Source organism: Microbacterium sp. JZ37, assembly GCF_035188445.1.
GTDB classification, from domain to species: domain Bacteria; phylum Actinomycetota; class Actinomycetes; order Actinomycetales; family Microbacteriaceae; genus Microbacterium; species Microbacterium barkeri.
In genome coordinates this window covers 2,020,648-2,037,086 of sequence record NZ_CP045253.1, presented here as the reverse complement: position 1 = coordinate 2,037,086, position 16,439 = coordinate 2,020,648, and the positions used below count along the sequence as shown (strand labels likewise).

Below are 16,439 nucleotides of genomic sequence, written 5' to 3'. Positions count from 1 at the left end.
GCTGGGACATCGTGAACAACGCGCCGATCGGGATCTTCGACTCGGGCGTCGGCGGCCTCACGGTGGCCCGTGCGATCGGCGACCAGCTGCCGCGCGAGTCGATGCTGTACATCGGCGACACGCTGCACTCGCCGTACGGGCCGAAGCCGATCGCCGACGTCCGCCGCTATGCGCTCGAGGTGCTCGACACCCTCGTCGACCAGGGCGTGAAGATGCTCGTGATCGCCTGCAACACGGCGTCCGCGGCGATGCTGCGCGACGCCCGAGAGCGGTACGACGTGCCCGTCGTCGAGGTCATCGGGCCAGCCGTGCGCACGGCCATCGCGGCGACCCGCAACGGCCGGATCGGCGTGATCGGCACGGAGGGGACGATCGGCTCCGGCGCGTATCAGGACATGCTCGGTGTGAACCCCGGGGTCGAGGTGTTCACCGCCGCCTGCCCGCGCTTCGTGGAGTTCGTGGAGGCCGGCGTGACCGATTCGCCCGAGCTGCTCGCGGCCGCCGAGGAGTACCTCGCGCCGCTGCGGCGTGCGGGCGTCGACACCCTCGTGCTCGGCTGCACGCACTACCCGTTCCTCAAGGGCGCGATCAGCTACCTCATGGGCGACGGCGTCTCGCTCGTGTCGAGCGACTCCGAGACCGCGAAGGACGTCTACCGCCAGCTCGTGTCGGGCGACCTCCTCGCCGACCCGTCGGCGACGCCCGTCCACACCTACGAGGCGACCGGAGCCGACACCGAGACGTTCACGGCGCTCGCCAACCGCCTGCTCGGCCGCGAGGTGCGCGATGTGCGCCTCGTGCGCACGGGCGCGATCGACCTCCCCCGATGAGAGAAGAGGACACCATGACCCAGCGCGCCGACGGCCGCACCCCCGACCAGCTGCGTCCCATCACGATCGAGCGGGGCTGGAGCAGCCAGGCCGAGGGATCGGCTCTCATCAGCTTCGGGGACACCAAGGTCCTGTGCACGGCCTCCTTCACGAACGGCGTGCCCCGGTGGCTCACCGGCCAGGGGCGCGGCTGGGTCACCGCCGAGTACGCGATGCTCCCGCGCGCCACGAACGAGCGGAACCAGCGCGAGAGCGTGAAGGGCAAGATCGGCGGGCGCACGCACGAGATCTCGCGCCTCATCGGCCGCGCGCTGCGCGCCGTGGTCGACACGAAGGCGCTCGGCGAGAACACGATCGTCATCGACTGCGACGTGCTCCAGGCCGACGGCGGCACCCGGACGGCCGCGATCACGGGTGCGTACGTCGCACTCGCGGACGCGATCGAGTGGGGGCGCGACAAGCGGTTCGTCGGGCAGAAGTCGCGCGTCCTGCTCGACTCGGTCGCCGCGGTCTCGGTCGGCATCATCGACGGCGTCCCCATGCTCGACCTCCCGTACGTCGAGGACTCGCGCGCCGAGACCGACATGAACGTCGTCGTCACCGGGCGCGGTCTGTTCGTCGAGGTGCAGGGCACGGCCGAGGGCGCGCCGTTCGACAAGCGCGAGCTCGACGCGCTTCTCGAGCTGGGCGTGAACGGGTGCGCTGAGCTGCGCCGCCACCAGCTCGCCGCCCTGGGGCAGGAGGCGTGAGCCGGCGCATCGTCCTCGCGACGCACAACGCCCACAAGGTCGCGGAGTTCCAGGGCATCGTCGCCAGCACGCGACCCGACTTCGAGGTCGTCTCCTATGACGGACCCGAGCCGGTCGAGGACGGCACGACCTTCGCCGAGAACGCGCTCATCAAGGCCCGCGCGGCGGCCGCCCACACGGGGCTCCCCGCGCTCGCCGACGACTCCGGCGTGTGCGTCGACGTGCTGGGCGGCTCGCCCGGCGTGTTCTCGGCGTACTGGGCCGGGCACGCGAAGGACGACGCGGCGAACCTCGCACTCCTGCTGGATCAGATCTCCGACATCTCCGACCCGCACCGTGGCGCGCACTACACGTCGGTGATCGTCCTCGTCACCCCCGACGGCGGCGAGCACGTCGTCGAGGGCATCTGGCCCGGGCGCATCGCCCGCGAACCACGCGGTGCGGGCGGCTTCGGGTACGACCCCGTGTTCGTGCCGGATGGCCAGGGCGCCGACGAGCGCACGGTCGCGGAGTGGACGGCCGACGAGAAGAACGCGGCGTCACACCGGGCCCGTGCGTTCGCGCAGCTGGGGCCGCTTCTCGCGTCGCTCTGACGTAACGAGAATCATCCCCGTTCCCGACAGCGCGCAGAGCCCCCGAGCGGGCGTCCGACGCGCCTAGCCTGGAGTCATGCACGACCACGCACCGGGCATCCGCGGCGCCGACAGCCGTCGGCTGCTGACGATCTCACTGACCCTCACGGGCGCGGTGTTCGTCGTGCAGGTCGTCGGAGCGATCATGACGGGATCGCTCGCGCTGCTCGCCGACGCCGTGCACATGCTCACCGACGCCGTGGCCCTCGTCGTCGCGCTCATCGCGAGCGCGGTGGCCGCGCGGCCCGCGGACGACCGACGGACGTACGGATATCAGCGCGCCGAGGTGCTCGGGGCGCTCGTGAACGCCGTCATCCTCATCGTGCTGTGCGTCACGGTCGCGATCGAGGGCGTGCGGCGCCTCCTCTCGCCCGACGCCCACGAGGTGACCGGCGGATGGATGCTCGTCGTCGCCCTCGCGGGTCTCGTCGCGAACGCGGTGTCGCTGTGGCTGCTGAGCGCCGCGCAGCGGCACAGCATGAACGTGCGCGGCGCGTACCTCGAGGTGCTGGGCGACCTCGTCGGATCGGCGCTCGTGATCGTCGCCGCCGTCGTCATCCTTCTCACCGGATGGATGCCCGCCGACGCGCTCGCGTCGCTCGCGATCGCGGTGCTCATCGTGCCGCGCGCGATCTCGCTCCTGCGGGAGGTCGTCGGCGTGCTCGCGGAGTCGGCGCCGGCGGGGACGAGCGTCGCCGCCATCCGCGCGCACATCCTCGCGGCCCCCGGTGTCGCCGATGTGCACGACGTCCATGTGTGGCAGCTCACGCGCGGCGCGCCGGTCTTCACGGCGCACGTCGTCGTCGAGCAGTCGGTCATCGACGAGGGGCGCAGCGGCGCGGTCCTGAACGGGCTGCAGGAGTGCCTGGCCGAGCACTTCGACGTCGCGCACTCCACGTTCCAGCTGGAGCAGTCGGGCCACGTCGACCGCGACGACGCGCACTCCTGACCGTCAGCTCCAGCCCGCGACGAGCTCGGCGAACAGCTCGGCGACGTCGTCGTGGCGGGTGAGCCCCGCGCTCTGACCCGCCCACAGCGACAGCAGGTCGCCCCGGTCCTGCACGGCGGCCTCGGCCCGGAAGCGCCCGGTGAGCCAGTTCTGCGCCGGGAAGGGGACGATCGCTCCCGCGTGCTCGATCTCGCGCACGGCGCGGTTCGGGATGCCGCGGGCGAGGCGCCCGCTCATCGCGCGCGTGAGCACGGTGTCGGCTCCCGATGCGATCGCCGCGCGGTGCGACGCGGGCGCGGCCGAGACCGATGTGCGGAGGAAGGCTGTGCCGACCTGGACGCCGTCGGCGCCGAGGGCGCGCGCGGCGGCGACGCCGCGACGGTCGACGATGCCGCCCGCTGCGACGACGGGCACATCGACCGCGTCGACGACCTGGGGGATGAGGGCGAGCCCGCCCACGAGGGACTCCTCGGGCGGCCGCAGCCACGACACCCGGTGGCCGCCCGCCTCGGCGCCCGTCGCGACGACGGCGTCGACACCGCCGTCGGCGAGGGCGCGCGCTTCGTCGACGGTCGTCGCGGTGCCGAAGATCCGGATGCCCGCGGCGCGCAGGCGCTCGACGTGAGCGGGCGACGGGACCCCGAAGACGACGCTCAGCACATCGGGGCGGGCATCCACGACCGCGTCGAGCTGGTCCTCGAAGGGAGGGAGGAACGACGGCGGCTTCTCGGGGATCTCGATCCCGAGCTCGTCGAAGAATCCGCTCACGGCGGCGACCGCGGCCGTGAGATCGACCTCGTCGGGCGCGACCTCGTCGCCGCGCGGCAGCCACAGGTTCACCGCGACCGGGCGCGCGGTCGCCGCGCGCAGAGCGGCGATCGTGTCGCGGATCCGGTCGGGCGCGTAGCCGTACAGCCCGTACGAGCCGAGCCCGCCCGCGTCGCTCACCGCAGCGGTGAGCGCCACGGATGAGACGCCGCCGAACGGCGCGAGGACGACGGGGTGGTCGATTCCGAGCAGGTCTTCGAGGCGTCGGGTCACGGATGCTCCTCCAGATGGTCGCGCAGGACGACGGCGTGGTTGTGCTCGGGGTCGCGATGCCATGCCGCGCGCTCGCGGGAGACGCCGCGGGGCCACAGCCGGTCCACGAGCACACGCCATCCGTCGTCTGCCTCCGCCGCGTCATAGACGCGCTTCAGCCGCGTCACACGGGCCATCCCGGTCCGTCCGCCTCGATACGCTCGAACACGGGATCGACGCTACTCCCACCCGCACCACCCGAGGAGCTCCATGACGACCGTCCGTCATCTCGACATCCGCCCGTCCGTCCTCTACGTGGGGACGCCCGTGATGCTGATCGGCACGGTCAACCCCGACGGCACGCCGAATCTGGCGCCCGCGTCGTCGTACTGGGCGCTCGGGTGGATGCTCGTGCTGGGGCTCGAGAACGACGGCCAGACGCAGCGAAACGTGCGCGAGCGCCCCGAGCTGACCGTGAACTTCCCGTCGCCCGCGCTCTGGAACGCCGTCGAGGCGATCGCGGATACGACGGGGCGCGTCGACGTGCCGCCCGCGAAGGCGGCGCGCTACCGTCACGTCGCCGACAAGTTCGCCGCCGCCGGCCTGACCCCGCAGGCCTCGCAGCACGTCGCGCCGCCGCGCGTCGAGGAGTGCGCCCTGCAGCTCGAGGCGCGCGTCGCGCGGATCACCGACGGCCTCGGCGACTACGCGATCGTGGAGGCGGAGGTGCAGGCCGTGCACGCCGACCCGCGGATCGTGGCGCCCGGCACGGATCACATCGATCCACGGCTCTGGGAGCCGACCATCTACAGCTTCCGCCACTACTTCGGCATCGGCGGCGAGCACGGGCACCGGCCCACGAGCGATACCGCCGGGGCCGGTGCCTGACGCTCAGATGACGCCGAGGGCGAGCATCGCGTCGGCGACGTGCGTGAAGCCCGCGATGTTCGCGCCCGCGACGTAGTCGCCGGGAGCCCCGTACTCGTCGGCGGTCTCGAGGCACCGCGCGTGGATCGAGCTCATGATCTCGGACAGGCGCTGCTCGGTGTGCTCGAACGACCACGAGTCGCGTGAGGCGTTCTGCTGCATCTCGAGGGCGCTCGTCGCGACACCGCCCGCGTTCACGGCCTTGCCGGGGGCGAAGACGACGCCGCCCTCGCGCAGCACGCGCGTCGCCTCGGGGGTCGTCGGCATGTTCGCGCCCTCGGCCACGATGAGGCAGCCGTTCCGCACGAGCGCCGCGGCGGCATCCGCGTCGAGCTCGTTCTGGGTCGCGCAGGGCAGCGCGATGTCGCACGGCACATCCCAGATCGATCCGCCTGCCACGAAGTGCGCGCTGTCGCGGCGCGCGGCGTAGTCGGAGACCCGCCCGCGGTGGCCGTTCTTGATCTCCTTGAGCAGGTCGAGGTCGATGCCGGCCTCGTCGACGACGTAGCCGCTCGAGTCCGACGTGGCGACGACCTTCGCGCCGAGCGCCTGCGCCTTCTCGGTCGCGTAGATCGCGACGTTGCCCGAGCCCGAGACGACGACGCGGCGGCCCTCGAGGTCCATGCCGCGCGCCGCGAGCGCCTCCTTGACGAAGAAGACCGTGCCGTAGCCGGTCGACTCCGTGCGCACCTGCGACCCGCCCCAGGTGATGCCCTTGCCGGTCAGGACGCCCGACTCGTAGCGGTTCGTGATGCGCTTGTACTGGCCGAAGAGGTAGCCGATCTCGCGGCCGCCCACGCCGATGTCGCCCGCGGGGACGTCGGTGTGCTCGCCGATGTGACGGTAGAGCTCGGTCATGAACGACTGGCAGAAGCGCATGACCTCGGCGTCGGAGCGGCCCTTGGGGTCGAAGTCCGAGCCGCCCTTGCCGCCGCCGATCGGCATGCCGGTGAGCGCGTTCTTGAAGATCTGCTCGAAGCCGAGGAACTTGACGATCCCGAGGTAGACCGAGGGATGGAAGCGGATTCCGCCCTTGTACGGGCCCAGCGCCGAGTTGAACTCGACGCGGAAGCCGCGGTTCAGCTGCACGCGGCCGGCGTCGTCGACCCACGGCACGCGGAAGATGATCTGGCGTTCCGGCTCGCACAGCCGGCGGATGATCTCGGCGTCCGCGTACTCGGGCCGCTTGCCGAGCACGGGTCCGAGGCTCTCGAGAACCTCTCGGACCGCCTGGTGGAACTCGGCTTCGCCGGGGTTGCGCCGGATGACCTCGTCGAATACGGGCGTCAGGGCGTCATGGAGTGCTGCCATCGTGTTGCTCCTCTCGCTGGCACACAAGCGCCCACGATAGCGGTTCCTCGACACCCGTCGCGTCACGCCTCCGTGCGGACGTCGTCGGGGGCCTTGTCGGGGCGGAGCCCGCGCCAGCGCGCCTGCCGGAGGCTGCCGCTGCGCGTCCACTCCGCGAACTCGACCTCGCCCACGAGCCGGGGCTCCACCCAGGTGGCGTCGCCCGTGTCCTCGCGGGGGACGTCCTGCAGCGGGCACTCCCGGGTCTCGAGCGGGGCGAGCAGATCGCGCAGGCGCCGCAGCTCCCGATCGGAGAAGCCCGTGCCGACCCTGCCGACGTACCTCAGGCCATCCGCATCGGGCACGCCGAGGAGGAGCGAGGCGAACGAGCCGGCCCTGCCGCCCCTGCCGCGCCGGAACCCGCCGATGACGACCTCCTGCGTGTGCGTGAGCTTGACCTTGAGCCAGTCCTCGCTGCGCGTGCCGGGGCGGTAGGGCGACGACCGCCGCTTCGCGACGATGCCCTCGAGGGCGTGCTCGCGCGCGACGTCGAGGGCGATGTCGACGTCGTCGAAGACCGGCGGCACGATCACCGACGGACCGGCCGTCGCCGCCGTCTCCTCGAGCAGGTGCCGGCGCTCCTCCAGCGGCAGCGGCGTGAGGTCGCGGCCGTCGAGCCGCAGGATGTCGAAGAGGTACAGGAGCACGGGCGCCCGCGTGCTCTCGCGGGCGACGTCGTCGGCGCGCTCGAGGTGCATGCGGTTCTGGAGGAGCGAGAAGCTCGGCCGACCCTGCTCGTCGAGCGCGACGATCTCGCCGTCGACGAGCGCGTCCCACGCGTCGAGGTGCGTGCGGGCAGCTCCCGACAGCTCGGGGTAGCGCTGCGTGATCTCCGCGCCCGAGCGCGCGAAGAGCCGCAGGGCGCCCGAGCGCCACTCGCCGAGCGCGCGCACGCCGTCCCACTTGAACTCGACCCACGGCGGCGACGAGAGCGTCCGGGCGAGCCCCGGCGTGCCGTGCACCGCGAGCATGGGCGCCGGCCGCGCGGGCGGCGCCTCGTCGCGCGCGGGCTCCGCGGCCGCCCCCGGCTGCCGCTTCGTGCGGTGGAGGAGCCACGACGACTTCTCGCCGGATCCCTGGGTGCGGATGAGCGCGATCCGCACCTCGTGGAGCGGGCCGTCCTCGCGTCCGCGGAGCGTCACGATGACCTCGTCGTCGCGCCACTTCTCCGTCTCGTACGTGCCTTCGTCCCAGATGGTCATCGTGCCGGCGCCGTACTCTCCCTTCGGGATCGTCCCGTGGAAGTCGATGTACGCGAGCGGATGGTCCTCGGTCTGCACCGCGAGGCGGTTGCGGTCGGGGGTGTCGGGAATGCCCTTCGGCACGGCCCAGCAGGCGAGCACGCCGGCGCGCTCGAGCCGGAGGTCCCAGTGGAGCCGACTCGCGTGGTGCTCATGCACGACGAAGCGCGGGAGATCCCCGTCGTCGGGCTCAGGATGGGGCGTCTCGGGGACCGGCTCCGGCGTGCGCCCCGCCGTGCGCTTGGCGATGTAGGAGCCGAGAGGGCCGGTCGCGGCCGCGGGCGGGTCGATCCCGGCGAGCGGGTCGCCGATCGCGTCGGCGCGCGCGAGCACCTCGTCGAGCTCGAGGTGCCGCAGGTCGGGGTCGTCGAGCTCGTCCCACGTGCGCGGCGCGGCGACCCAGGGCCGCGCGCGTCCGCGCAGCGAGTAGGGCGCGACGGTCGTCTTCTTGCCGTTGTTCTGGCTCCAGTCGACGAACACGCGGCCCGCGCGCAGGTCCTTGCGCATCGCGCTGACCGCGAGGTCGGGATGGTCCGCCTCGAGTGCGCGCGCGAGCTCGCGGGCCAGCGCCGACGCGTCATCGGAGGGGAGCGGGCGGGGGAGCGCGGCGTAGAGGTGGATGCCCTTGCTGCCGCTCGTGACTGGCTGGGGGTCGAGTCCCATCCCCTGCAGGATCCCGCGCGCGAGCCGCGCGACCTCGGCGCACTCCGCGAGCCCCGCACCGGGGCCGGGGTCGAGGTCGAGCACGAGCCGGTCCGCCGGCCCCGGCGATCCATCCGGCGCGAACCGCCACTGCGGCACGTGGAGCTCGAGGCTCGCCACCTGCGCGAGGTAGACGAGTGTCGCGACCTCGTCGACGAGCGGGTAGTCCTTCGGCCCCGAGCTGTGCTGGATGGCCCTGCGCGGCACCCAGGACGGCGCGCCCGGCTCGAGCGCCTTCGCGAAGAACGCCTCCTCGGGCGCCTCCGTCGTCCCGACGCCTTCGACCCAGCGCTTGCGCGTCACGGGTCGCCCGGCGACGTGGGGCAGGAGAAGCGGCGCGATGCGCGTGTAGTACGCGATCACGTCGGCCTTCGTCGTGCCCGTCTCGGGATACATGACGCGCTCGAGGTGCGACACCCGCAGGCGGCGCCCGGCGACCTCGACGGTCTGCTGCTGGGGCACGGGCATGGTTCAGGCTATGCGCGCGGGGTCGATCCGCGTCAACCCCTGGCGGGCGGCGCGTGGGAGCGCTTCACTGGTGCCATGAGATCGATCTGGAAGGGCGCGCTGACGTTCGGCCTCGTCAACGTGCCGGTCAAGGTCTACGCGGCCACGGAGGACCACGACGTGTCGCTCCACCAGGTCCACGCGGCGGATGGCGGCCGCATCCGGTACCAGCGCAAGTGCGAGGTGTGCGGCGAGGTCGTCGCGTACCGCGACATCGACAAGGCGTTCGACGACGGCGAGCGCACGGTCGTGCTCACCGACGACGACCTGAAGTCGCTTCCCTCCGAGCGCAGCCGCGAGATCGAGGTGGTCGAGTTCGTGCCCACCGAGCAGGTCGACCCGATCACGTTCGACCGCGCGTACTACCTCGAGCCCGACTCGGCGTCGCCCAAGTCGTACGGCCTCCTGCGCGAGACCCTCGAGCGGACCGACCGGACGGCGATCGTGCGCTTCTCGCTGCGGCAGAAGACGCGGCTCGCGGCGCTGCGCGTGCGCGACGGGGTGCTCATGCTGCAGACGCTGCTGTGGGCCGACGAGGTGCGGCAGGCGTCGTTCCCGGCCCTCGAGGACCCGATCAAGGTCAGCGAGAAGGAGCTCGAGCTCGCCGAGAGCCTCGTGGAGAGCTACTCGTCCGACTTCGACCCGGAGGAGTACGTCGACGAGTACCAGAAGGAGCTCCGCACCCTCATCGAGGCGAAGCTCGAGAAGGGCGACGCGGTCGACACCGAGGCGACCTTCGGCGCCGAGGAGGAGAAGGGCGGCGAGGTCATCGACCTCATGGAGGCGCTGCGGGCGAGCGTCGAGCGATCGCGCGCCGCGCGCGGCGGCAAGAAGGAGGCCGAGGAGGCGGAGCCCGAGAAGGAGGCCAAGCCGCGCAAGCGGTCGAAGAAGGCCTCCTGACCGGATCAGAAGTCGGGCTTGCCGTCTCCGTCGATGTCGGGCGCGCGCTCGAACACCTCGGCGTCGAGCACGAGGTCGTCGGCCGGCGCCGCTTCGGCGGCCTTGCGCGCGCGGCGGCGCTCCTGCAGGTAGTGCCAGAGCACGATGAGCGCGGTGCCGCCCACGGCAGCCAGCAGGATCACGTCGATGTACTCCGTGACGATGTCGCGGACCCACGGGATGTACGCGATCACGTAGCCGAACATCGTGAGGCCGAAGCCCCACAGGAGCGCGCCGATGAGGTTGTAGAGCGAGTATCGCTTCCACGGCATATGACCGATGCCCGCCGCGACCGGCGCGAAGGTACGGACGATCGGGACGAAGCGCGCGAGCACCACCGTGATGCCGCCGAAGCGCTCGAAGAAGGCGTTGGTCCGCTCGACGTTGTGGCGGCTGAACACGCCGGAGTCCTTGCGCTCGAACACCGCGGGCCCGCCCTTGTGCCCGATGAGGTACCCGACCTCGCCGCCGACGAACGCGGCGAGCGCGATGAGGCCGCTCACGATCCAGATGTTGACGCCGAAGACGTCGACCGTGTGGGTGAGGAGCCCCGAGATGAGCAGGAGCGTGTCGCCGGGGAGGAGGAAGCCGACGAGCAGGCCGGTCTCGGAGAACACGATGAGGCAGACGACGAGCAGCGCCCACGGCCCTGCCGCGTCGATGATCGCCTGCGGGTCGAGCCACGGGATGAGAGCGATGTGGTGCACGATGCTCCGGATGTCGGTGGGAGGGGTGCGACGCGGGACCGCGTCTCGTGCGGAAGGTGGGACTTGAACCCACACGCCCGGAGGCACAGGAACCTAAATCCTGCGTGTCTGCCAGTTTCACCACTCCCGCGAGTCCGATCAGTCTACGGCGCGGGAGGGAGCGCGACCATGAACGCCGATCACGCCTTCATGCCGGCAGATCCCATCACCCGCTCGACGGCGATCTCGAGGACGACCCGGCGCGGGTTCTCGCGTGGCTGACGGTAGCGCTCCGTGTAGAGGCGCACGGCCTCCGCGACCGCCTCGGGCTCATCCCGCACGCGCGCGGGGCCCTCGAAGCTGATCCAGCGGGCGCCGTCGACGCTGCTCACGGTCGCGCGCCCTGCGCGCGCGGCGTTGACGAACTTCTGCGTGCCGCGTGTGCCGATGATCCGCACGACGCCGTCCCGGTAGGTCATGCCCACCGGGACGGCGTGGATGCGGCCATCGCGGCCGATCGTGGACAGGGTGGCGAGGTGGCGCTCGGAGACGAACGCGAGACCGGCTTCGGAGATCACCTCACCAGCGTGCCAGAGCGATCAGGCGCGGAAGCCCGCGCGGTCGACCTTGCGGTGGTAGCGCATGCCCGCGAGCCCGCCGAGCACCGCTCCGCCGAGGCTCACCAGGAGCGCGCCCACCGCGGTGATGATGCCCACCGTCGTGAGCTCGCCCTCGTTGAAGGGGAGCCGGGGGAACGTGTTGACGTCGGCGAGGATGTTCCACTGTGCACCCGCGACCGCCGTGACGATCGCGACGACGATCGCGATGACGACGGCCCACAGCCAGACCGCGAGGCCCTGCTTCGCGCCGCTGAACCGCGCCATCCGCCCCGCGACGTACCCGCCCGCGTAGTACGACACGAGCAGGATCACGAGCACCGCGACGGCGCCCGCGATGCCGATCGTGTCGGCGTTCTGGGCCGCCTCATCGGCGGTCACCTGCTCGCCGAGGCCGAGAGCCGCCCCTGCTCCCGCGACGAGGGCGGTCAGCAGCGCCGTCATGCCCATCGCGCACAGCCATCCGAAGAAGGCCGAGCCGAACTTGAAGCCGCCGAACTCCTCCTTCTCGCGCGCCACGACCTCCTCGCGGTCGGCGCGGACGGCCGTGGTGTCGGCGCGGGACGCTGTCGTGTCGTCGCGGACGTCGCGCACGTCGTAGGCGCGCGTGGGCTCGTCGCTGCCGTGGCCGGCATCGCCGTCGCCGGCGAGATAGTCCGCGTGCTCCGGGGCGCGCCGGTCGCGGCGCGATTCCGATGAGTTCTCGGGAGTGCTCATGATGCGGTCCTTTCGAGCTCGTCCGTGGTCTCCCCAGTAAGGCATCGGCGCGGCCGCGCACACAGGCCATTGCGCGAACGGCGTCGGCACGGTAGCGGACCGCGGCTGCGCTGTGGATAACTTTCGAGGCCGTCTCGGCGATTCGGCCAGGATGGCCGCGTGGGTCCCCTCATGACCGCGGTCGCGGAGCGAGTCAGGGATCGGCTGCGCGCCGACCAGACCGATCCCTCGCGTGCACCCGAGGCGGTGCTGCGCATCGCGCAGGCGGAGGTGCGCCGGCACAACGACTTCGCCCTCGCCCGCGGTCTCGCGATCGTCGACGACGAGCAGGCGGCCGTGCGCGAGGTGCTCGCCGCCGTGACCGGATACGGCCCCCTGCAGGAGCACCTCGACGACCCGACGGTCGAGGAGCTCTGGATCAACGCCCCCGATCGGATCTTCGTGGCCAGGGACGGCGTGACCGAGCGCCTCCCGCTCGCGCTCACCGACGCGGCGGTCCGCGACCTCGTCGAGCGGATGCTCCACGCGACAGGGCGGCGCATCGACCTCTCGCAGCCGTTCGTCGACGCCGCCCTCCCGGACGGCTCGCGCCTGCACGTCGTCCTCGGCGGGATCGCGCGGAGGCACTGGGCCGTGAACATCCGCAAGTTCCTCCCGCACGTGCGGAGCCTCGATCGCCTCGTGGAGATCGGATCGCTCGCTGCCGAGGCGGCCGACCTCCTGCGCGACGCCATGAGGCAGGGGCGCAGCGTGCTCGTCTCCGGAGCGACGCACGCGGGCAAGACGACCCTCCTGGGTGCTCTCGTCGCCGCGTGTCCGCCTGCGCACCGCATCGTCACGGTCGAGGAGACCTTCGAGCTGGGCGTGGACGCGCCCGACCTCGTCGCGCTGCAGGGCCGGCAGCCGAGCCTCGAGGGCACGGGCGAGATCACCCTCCGGCGCCTCGTCAAGGAGGCCCTGCGAATGCGGCCCGACCGGATCGTCATCGGGGAGGTGCGCGACGCAGAGGCGCTGGACCTCCTGCTCGCGCTGAACACGGGCATCCCTGGCGCCGCGACGATCCACGCGAACTCGGCGGTCGACGCCCTCGCCAAGCTCGCTGCGCTCCCGCTGCTCGCGGGCCGCAACATCGGTCGCGAGTTCGTCATCCCGGCGATCGCGACGAGCGTGGACCTCGTCGTGCACTGTCAGCGGGCCGAGGACGGGCGGCGCCGCGTCCAGGAGATCATCGCTCCCACGGGGCGCGTCATCGACGACGCTCCCGAGACGCGCACCCTCTACCGGACGGGGGAGCGATGGCGGTGATCCTCGTCCTCGGAGCTGCGCTCGCCGCGGGGCTCCTGCTGGCCCTGTCACCATGGCTCTGGCCGCCGCGGGAGCGCGCAGCGCGCGAGCGCCCGTCGGCCCTCGCGGCCCTGCTCGAGTCCGCGGGCTTCTCCCATGTCGCCCCGCGCGTGGTCGTCGCGGTGTGCGCAGGCGCGGCGCTCGTCGCGGCGTCCGTCGCGTGGCTCGTGACGACGGTGGGGGTGCTCGCCCTCCTCGCGGGGCTCGCGGGAGCCGCGTGGCCCCTCCTGTGGCTGCGCTCGCGCGCCGCGCGACTCGTCCGCGCCCGCCGTGCGCTCTGGCCCGACGTCTGCGACCTGCTCATCGCCTCGGTCCGCGCGGGGATGTCGCTCCCCGACGCGGTCTCATCGCTCGCGCGATCCGCGCCTGCTGCCCTCCGCGCGGCGTTCGCGGGCTTCGAACGCGATATGGCGGCGTCGGGGCACTTCGACTCGAGCGCCGATCGGCTGAAGTCCGCACTCGCGGATCCGATGGCCGACCGCATCGTGGAGACCCTGCGCATGGCGCGGCAGGTCGGCGGCACCGAGCTCACCCCCGTGCTGCGGGCGCTCGCCGCGTCGGTGCGCGCGGACGCCGCCCTGCGCTCCGAGGTGGAGTCCCGGCAGTCGTGGACGCGCGGGGCCGCGGTCCTCGGCGTCCTCGCGCCGTGGGTGATCGTCGCCCTGCTCGCCATGCGGCCCGAGGGGGCGGAGGCGTACTCGAGCCCCGAGGGCGTGGCCCTCCTGCTCGCGGGAGCGGCCGTGTCGATCGTGGCGTTCCGGGTCATGCTCCGGATCGGCCGGCTGCCCGAGCCCCGGCGGTGGTTCGCATGAGCTGGGCGACCGACGCGGCGCTCTCGCTCCTCCTGGGCGGGTGCCTCGGTCTCGGCATCTGGTCACTCCTGATTCTCGCTCCGCGCTGGAGCGCGCCGAGCCTCGCACGGCGCATCGCGCCGTACCTGCGCGACATCACCGATCCGGCGGGGACGACGGCGTGGTCGGCCGTCGCCGACCCGGGTGCGGCGATCGCGGGTGGGGCCAGAGCCCTGTGGGCGGCGGCGCAGCGTCGGCTGACGGCCCTGCTCGGGGGTGCGGACGGGATCGCGCGCCGACTCGCGCAAGCGGGCCGCCCGGTCGACGTCGCCGCGTTCCGCGGCCGCCAGCTGGCCGCGACCCTGATCGGGCTCGTCGCCGGCGGACTCGTCGTCGCCGTGCTCGCCGTCGGCGGCACGCTCTCCGGCCCGACGCTGGTGCTGCCGGTCGCGGGCGCCGCCGTCGGGGCAGTCGGCGCAGACCTCGCCCTCACCGGGCGCGCGAAGGCGCGGATGGCGCGGATCGGCGAGGAGCTCCCCACCGTGCTCGAGTTCCTCGCGCTCTGCCTCGCAGCGGGGGAGGGCATCTACGACAGCGTCGGCCGCGTCGCGCGTCTGGGGTCGGGCGAGCTCACGGCCGAGCTGCGCGCGGTCGTCCTCGACGTGCGCACGGGCTCGACCCTGCCCGATGCGCTCCTCGCGATGGCGCGGCGCCTCCAGGTGCCCGCGCTCAGCCGCTCCGTCGAGCACATCGTCGCGGCGCTCGACCGCGGCTCCCCGCTCGCCCAGGCGCTCCAGGCGCAGGCGGCGGACGCGCGCGAGGAGGCCAAGCGCGCGCTCATCGAGCAGGCCGGCCGCAAGGAGATCCTCATGCTCCTCCCGCTCGTGTTCGGCCTGCTGCCCCTCAGCGTCCTCTTCGCCGTCTTCCCGGGCATCGTCATGCTCCGCCTCGGGATCGGCTGACCCCTCGAGAAAGGAAACGACATGAGCAGAATCGACGAGCTCGCCATCCGCCTCCGCACCGCGTGGGGCGACACCCTGCAGGACCTCGCCGAGGACGAACGCGGCGACGTGCCGGGGTGGGTGCTGATCACGCTGATGTCCGCCGGCCTGGTCGTGCTCATCTGGGCCCTCGCCGGGCCTGCGCTCGAGGGGCTGTTCCAGCGGGCGATCAGCAGCGTCGACGGGATCTGACCGTGCTCGGCCCGAGCCTCCGCGACGAGCGCGGCTCGAGCTCGGTCGAGTTCGTCCTCGTGGGCGCCCTGCTCACGGCCCTCACCCTCGCCGTCCTGCAGCTGGGGCTCGCGGTGTACGTCCGCAACGTCCTGCACGATGCGGCCGTCGAGGGCGCGTACCACGCCGCGCTCGCCGACGTGGGGCCCGAAGGCGGGGCCGAGCGGACCCGGCTCGTGATCGCACGCGCGATCGGATCGGCCTACGCGCAGGACGTGAGCGCCGCGGTGTCGGGCGGCGACATCCGGGTCACGGTCCGCTCCGCGACGCCCGTCGTCGGGCTGATCGGCGTGCCGGGGACGCTGGAGGTGACGGCGCGTGCGCCGGTCGAGTCGATGGGCTGACGCGGCCCCGGACGACGAGCGGGGCTCGGCCGCGCTCGAGTTCCTCGTGGGCGGGATCGTGCTGCTCGTCCCGCTGGCGTACCTGGTCGTCGCGCTCGGCGTCGTCCAGGAGCACGCCCTGGGCGTCGAGGCGACGGCACGGCATGCGGCGCACACGCTCGCGCGGACCGGCGGGATCGACGACACGTTCGCGGCGCTGCCCGAGGTGCTCTCGTCGGTGCCGCCCGAGTACGGCATCGCGCCCGACGCCCTCGAGGTCTCCGTGACGTGCGTGCCCGCCCATGTCGGGTGCCCAGAGGCCGGCTCCACCGTCGTCGTGACGATCGGCGCGAGGGTCCCGCTGCCGCTCGTGCCGCCCGTCCTCGGGCTCGATCGCCTCACGAGCATCCCCGTTGAGTCGACGTCCGTGCAGAAGGTCTCGCGCTTCTGGGGCGGCACGTGAGCGCCCGGGGCCTCCTGCGCGACGAGAGCGGGAGCATCCTCCCGCTCACGATCGGGTACGCCGTCCTCGCGCTCGCGCTCATCATCGTGTGCGCGAACGCGACGTCGCTGTATCTCGCGCAGAAGTCCCTCGACGCGGTCGCGGATGCGGCGGCGCTCGCGGGCGCGGACGGCTTCACGCTGTCGCTCGAGGGCGATGCTCCTCTCGCACGACTCGACGACGGCGCCGTGCGCGCGCAGGCCGAGGCGATCGTGGCGGCCGCACCCGGCGACCAGACCCTCGTGGCGGCGGGAACGCCCGACGGCCTCTCGGCGCGGGTGACCGTCGCGACGACGTGGCACGCGCCGCTGCTCAGCGCGTTCGTCCCGACCGGGGTCGCACTAGAGGCGACCGCGACGAGTCGCACGGCGCTGCGCTGAA

At 72.7% G+C, this 16,439-nt stretch carries 19 protein-coding genes, 1 tRNA gene and 1 pseudogene; 13 read left to right on the top strand and 8 right to left on the bottom strand.

The features are described 5' to 3' along the window. Positions 1-11: 11 nt before the first annotated feature. From murI to GC092_RS09385, 4 genes are all read left to right on the top strand, one after another. A complete protein-coding gene (gene murI / locus GC092_RS09400; RefSeq protein WP_271171621.1) occupies positions 12-830 on the top strand; it encodes a glutamate racemase in 819 nt (272 codons plus the stop codon). 14 nt (positions 831-844) lie between these two features. After that, complete coding sequence (gene rph / locus GC092_RS09395; RefSeq protein ID WP_271171622.1) at positions 845-1,579, top strand: ribonuclease PH; 735 nt, start codon at positions 845-847, stop codon at positions 1,577-1,579. Further along, positions 1,576-2,172, top strand: a complete 597-nt coding sequence (gene rdgB / locus GC092_RS09390; protein WP_324011563.1) for an RdgB/HAM1 family non-canonical purine NTP pyrophosphatase — start codon at positions 1,576-1,578, stop codon at positions 2,170-2,172. Before rph ends, rdgB begins: the two co-directional genes overlap by 4 nt. A 76-nt stretch (positions 2,173-2,248) precedes the next feature. Further along, positions 2,249-3,160: a cation diffusion facilitator family transporter gene (locus tag GC092_RS09385; protein WP_324011561.1), complete on the top strand. Its 912-nt coding sequence runs from the start codon at positions 2,249-2,251 to the stop codon at positions 3,158-3,160. Between the two features lie 3 nt (positions 3,161-3,163). Here the strand turns inward: GC092_RS09385 and GC092_RS09380 are convergent, their stop codons facing one another. Both GC092_RS09380 and GC092_RS09375 read right to left on the bottom strand, forming a co-directional pair. Beyond that, positions 3,164-4,201, bottom strand: a complete 1,038-nt coding sequence (locus GC092_RS09380; protein ID WP_324011559.1) for an NAD(P)H-dependent flavin oxidoreductase — start codon at positions 4,199-4,201, stop codon at positions 3,164-3,166. 50 nt (positions 4,202-4,251) lie between these two features. Next, positions 4,252-4,377 (bottom strand): annotated as a pseudogene (locus tag GC092_RS09375) (DUF488 family protein); the annotation flags it as partial. A 73-nt stretch (positions 4,378-4,450) separates the two neighbouring features. Here GC092_RS09375 and GC092_RS09370 point away from each other — a divergent pair. Next, positions 4,451-5,068: a flavin reductase family protein gene (locus GC092_RS09370; RefSeq protein WP_324011554.1), complete on the top strand. Its 618-nt coding sequence runs from the start codon at positions 4,451-4,453 to the stop codon at positions 5,066-5,068. Between the two features lie 3 nt (positions 5,069-5,071). Here the strand turns inward: GC092_RS09370 and gdhA are convergent, their stop codons facing one another. Both gdhA and GC092_RS09360 read right to left on the bottom strand, forming a co-directional pair. Further along, entirely contained in the window at positions 5,072-6,418 is a 1,347-nt protein-coding gene (gdhA, locus tag GC092_RS09365) for an NADP-specific glutamate dehydrogenase (RefSeq protein ID WP_271171628.1), read from the bottom strand. 62 nt (positions 6,419-6,480) lie between these two features. Then, positions 6,481-8,868 (bottom strand): ATP-dependent DNA ligase, encoded by a 2,388-nt coding sequence (locus tag GC092_RS09360; protein ID WP_324011551.1) that lies wholly within the window; start codon positions 8,866-8,868, stop codon positions 6,481-6,483. 75 nt (positions 8,869-8,943) lie between these two features. On the opposite strand from GC092_RS09360, the gene GC092_RS09355 reads away from it, so the two are divergent. Beyond that, the gene (locus GC092_RS09355) at positions 8,944-9,807 is read left to right on the top strand and encodes a non-homologous end joining protein Ku (protein WP_271171630.1); all 864 of its coding nucleotides are present in this window, start codon (positions 8,944-8,946) and stop codon (positions 9,805-9,807) included. A 5-nt stretch (positions 9,808-9,812) separates the two neighbouring features. Here the strand turns inward: GC092_RS09355 and GC092_RS09350 are convergent, their stop codons facing one another. The 4 genes from GC092_RS09350 to GC092_RS09335 form a co-directional block, all read right to left on the bottom strand. Beyond that, complete coding sequence (locus tag GC092_RS09350) at positions 9,813-10,553, bottom strand: DedA family protein (protein ID WP_282977525.1); 741 nt, start codon at positions 10,551-10,553, stop codon at positions 9,813-9,815. A 48-nt stretch (positions 10,554-10,601) separates the two neighbouring features. After that, positions 10,602-10,683, bottom strand: a tRNA-Leu gene (locus tag GC092_RS09345). 49 nt (positions 10,684-10,732) lie between these two features. Further along, on the bottom strand, positions 10,733-11,110 hold the full coding sequence (locus tag GC092_RS09340) for a PPOX class F420-dependent oxidoreductase (protein WP_271171632.1): 378 nt from the start codon (positions 11,108-11,110) through the stop codon (positions 10,733-10,735). 21 nt (positions 11,111-11,131) lie between these two features. Further along, positions 11,132-11,866 (bottom strand): hypothetical protein, encoded by a 735-nt coding sequence (locus GC092_RS09335; protein ID WP_324011548.1) that lies wholly within the window; start codon positions 11,864-11,866, stop codon positions 11,132-11,134. 171 nt (positions 11,867-12,037) lie between these two features. Between GC092_RS09335 and GC092_RS09330 the strand changes: the two genes are divergently transcribed. The 7 genes from GC092_RS09330 to GC092_RS09300 are packed head-to-tail and all read left to right on the top strand — an operon-like array spanning position 12,038 to position 16,438. Beyond that, entirely contained in the window at positions 12,038-13,171 is a 1,134-nt protein-coding gene (locus tag GC092_RS09330) for a TadA family conjugal transfer-associated ATPase (RefSeq protein WP_324011546.1), read from the top strand. Continuing rightward, on the top strand, positions 13,162-14,022 hold the full coding sequence (locus GC092_RS09325) for a type II secretion system F family protein (RefSeq protein WP_324011544.1): 861 nt from the start codon (positions 13,162-13,164) through the stop codon (positions 14,020-14,022). Before GC092_RS09330 ends, GC092_RS09325 begins: the two co-directional genes overlap by 10 nt. Continuing rightward, the gene (locus GC092_RS09320; RefSeq protein WP_324011541.1) at positions 14,019-14,963 is read left to right on the top strand and encodes a type II secretion system F family protein; all 945 of its coding nucleotides are present in this window, start codon (positions 14,019-14,021) and stop codon (positions 14,961-14,963) included. The genes GC092_RS09325 and GC092_RS09320 overlap by 4 nt, the downstream gene beginning before the upstream one ends. Before the next feature lie 21 nt (positions 14,964-14,984). Beyond that, on the top strand, positions 14,985-15,194 hold the full coding sequence (locus tag GC092_RS09315; RefSeq protein WP_271171636.1) for a hypothetical protein: 210 nt from the start codon (positions 14,985-14,987) through the stop codon (positions 15,192-15,194). A gap of 2 nt (positions 15,195-15,196) precedes the next feature. Further along, complete coding sequence (locus GC092_RS09310; RefSeq protein WP_282977531.1) at positions 15,197-15,577, top strand: TadE/TadG family type IV pilus assembly protein; 381 nt, start codon at positions 15,197-15,199, stop codon at positions 15,575-15,577. After that, on the top strand, positions 15,552-16,019 hold the full coding sequence (locus GC092_RS09305) for a TadE family protein (RefSeq protein WP_271171638.1): 468 nt from the start codon (positions 15,552-15,554) through the stop codon (positions 16,017-16,019). Before GC092_RS09310 ends, GC092_RS09305 begins: the two co-directional genes overlap by 26 nt. Continuing rightward, entirely contained in the window at positions 16,016-16,438 is a 423-nt protein-coding gene (locus tag GC092_RS09300; RefSeq protein WP_324011538.1) for a pilus assembly protein TadG-related protein, read from the top strand. The genes GC092_RS09305 and GC092_RS09300 overlap by 4 nt, the downstream gene beginning before the upstream one ends. The last annotated feature ends 1 nt before the right edge of the window (position 16,439 follow it).

Excerpts from the sequence above, each read along its gene's own strand:
- GC092_RS09330 (WP_324011546.1), top strand. The coding sequence starts at position 12,038 with ATGACCGCGGTCGCGGAGCGAGTCAGGGATCGGCTGCGCGCCGACCAG.
- rph (WP_271171622.1), top strand. The coding sequence starts at position 845 with ATGACCCAGCGCGCCGACGGCCGCACCCCCGACCAGCTGCGTCCCATC.
- GC092_RS09315 (WP_271171636.1), top strand. The coding sequence starts at position 14,985 with ATGAGCAGAATCGACGAGCTCGCCATCCGCCTCCGCACCGCGTGGGGC.
- GC092_RS09320 (WP_324011541.1), top strand. The coding sequence starts at position 14,019 with ATGAGCTGGGCGACCGACGCGGCGCTCTCGCTCCTCCTGGGCGGGTGC.
- gdhA (WP_271171628.1), bottom strand. The coding sequence starts at position 6,418 with ATGGCAGCACTCCATGACGCCCTGACGCCCGTATTCGACGAGGTCATC.
- GC092_RS09355 (WP_271171630.1), top strand. The coding sequence starts at position 8,944 with ATGAGATCGATCTGGAAGGGCGCGCTGACGTTCGGCCTCGTCAACGTG.
- GC092_RS09325 (WP_324011544.1), top strand. The coding sequence starts at position 13,162 with ATGGCGGTGATCCTCGTCCTCGGAGCTGCGCTCGCCGCGGGGCTCCTG.
- GC092_RS09370 (WP_324011554.1), top strand. The coding sequence starts at position 4,451 with ATGACGACCGTCCGTCATCTCGACATCCGCCCGTCCGTCCTCTACGTG.
- GC092_RS09360 (WP_324011551.1), bottom strand. The coding sequence starts at position 8,868 with ATGCCCGTGCCCCAGCAGCAGACCGTCGAGGTCGCCGGGCGCCGCCTG.
- GC092_RS09385 (WP_324011561.1), top strand. The coding sequence starts at position 2,249 with ATGCACGACCACGCACCGGGCATCCGCGGCGCCGACAGCCGTCGGCTG.
- GC092_RS09335 (WP_324011548.1), bottom strand. The coding sequence starts at position 11,866 with ATGAGCACTCCCGAGAACTCATCGGAATCGCGCCGCGACCGGCGCGCC.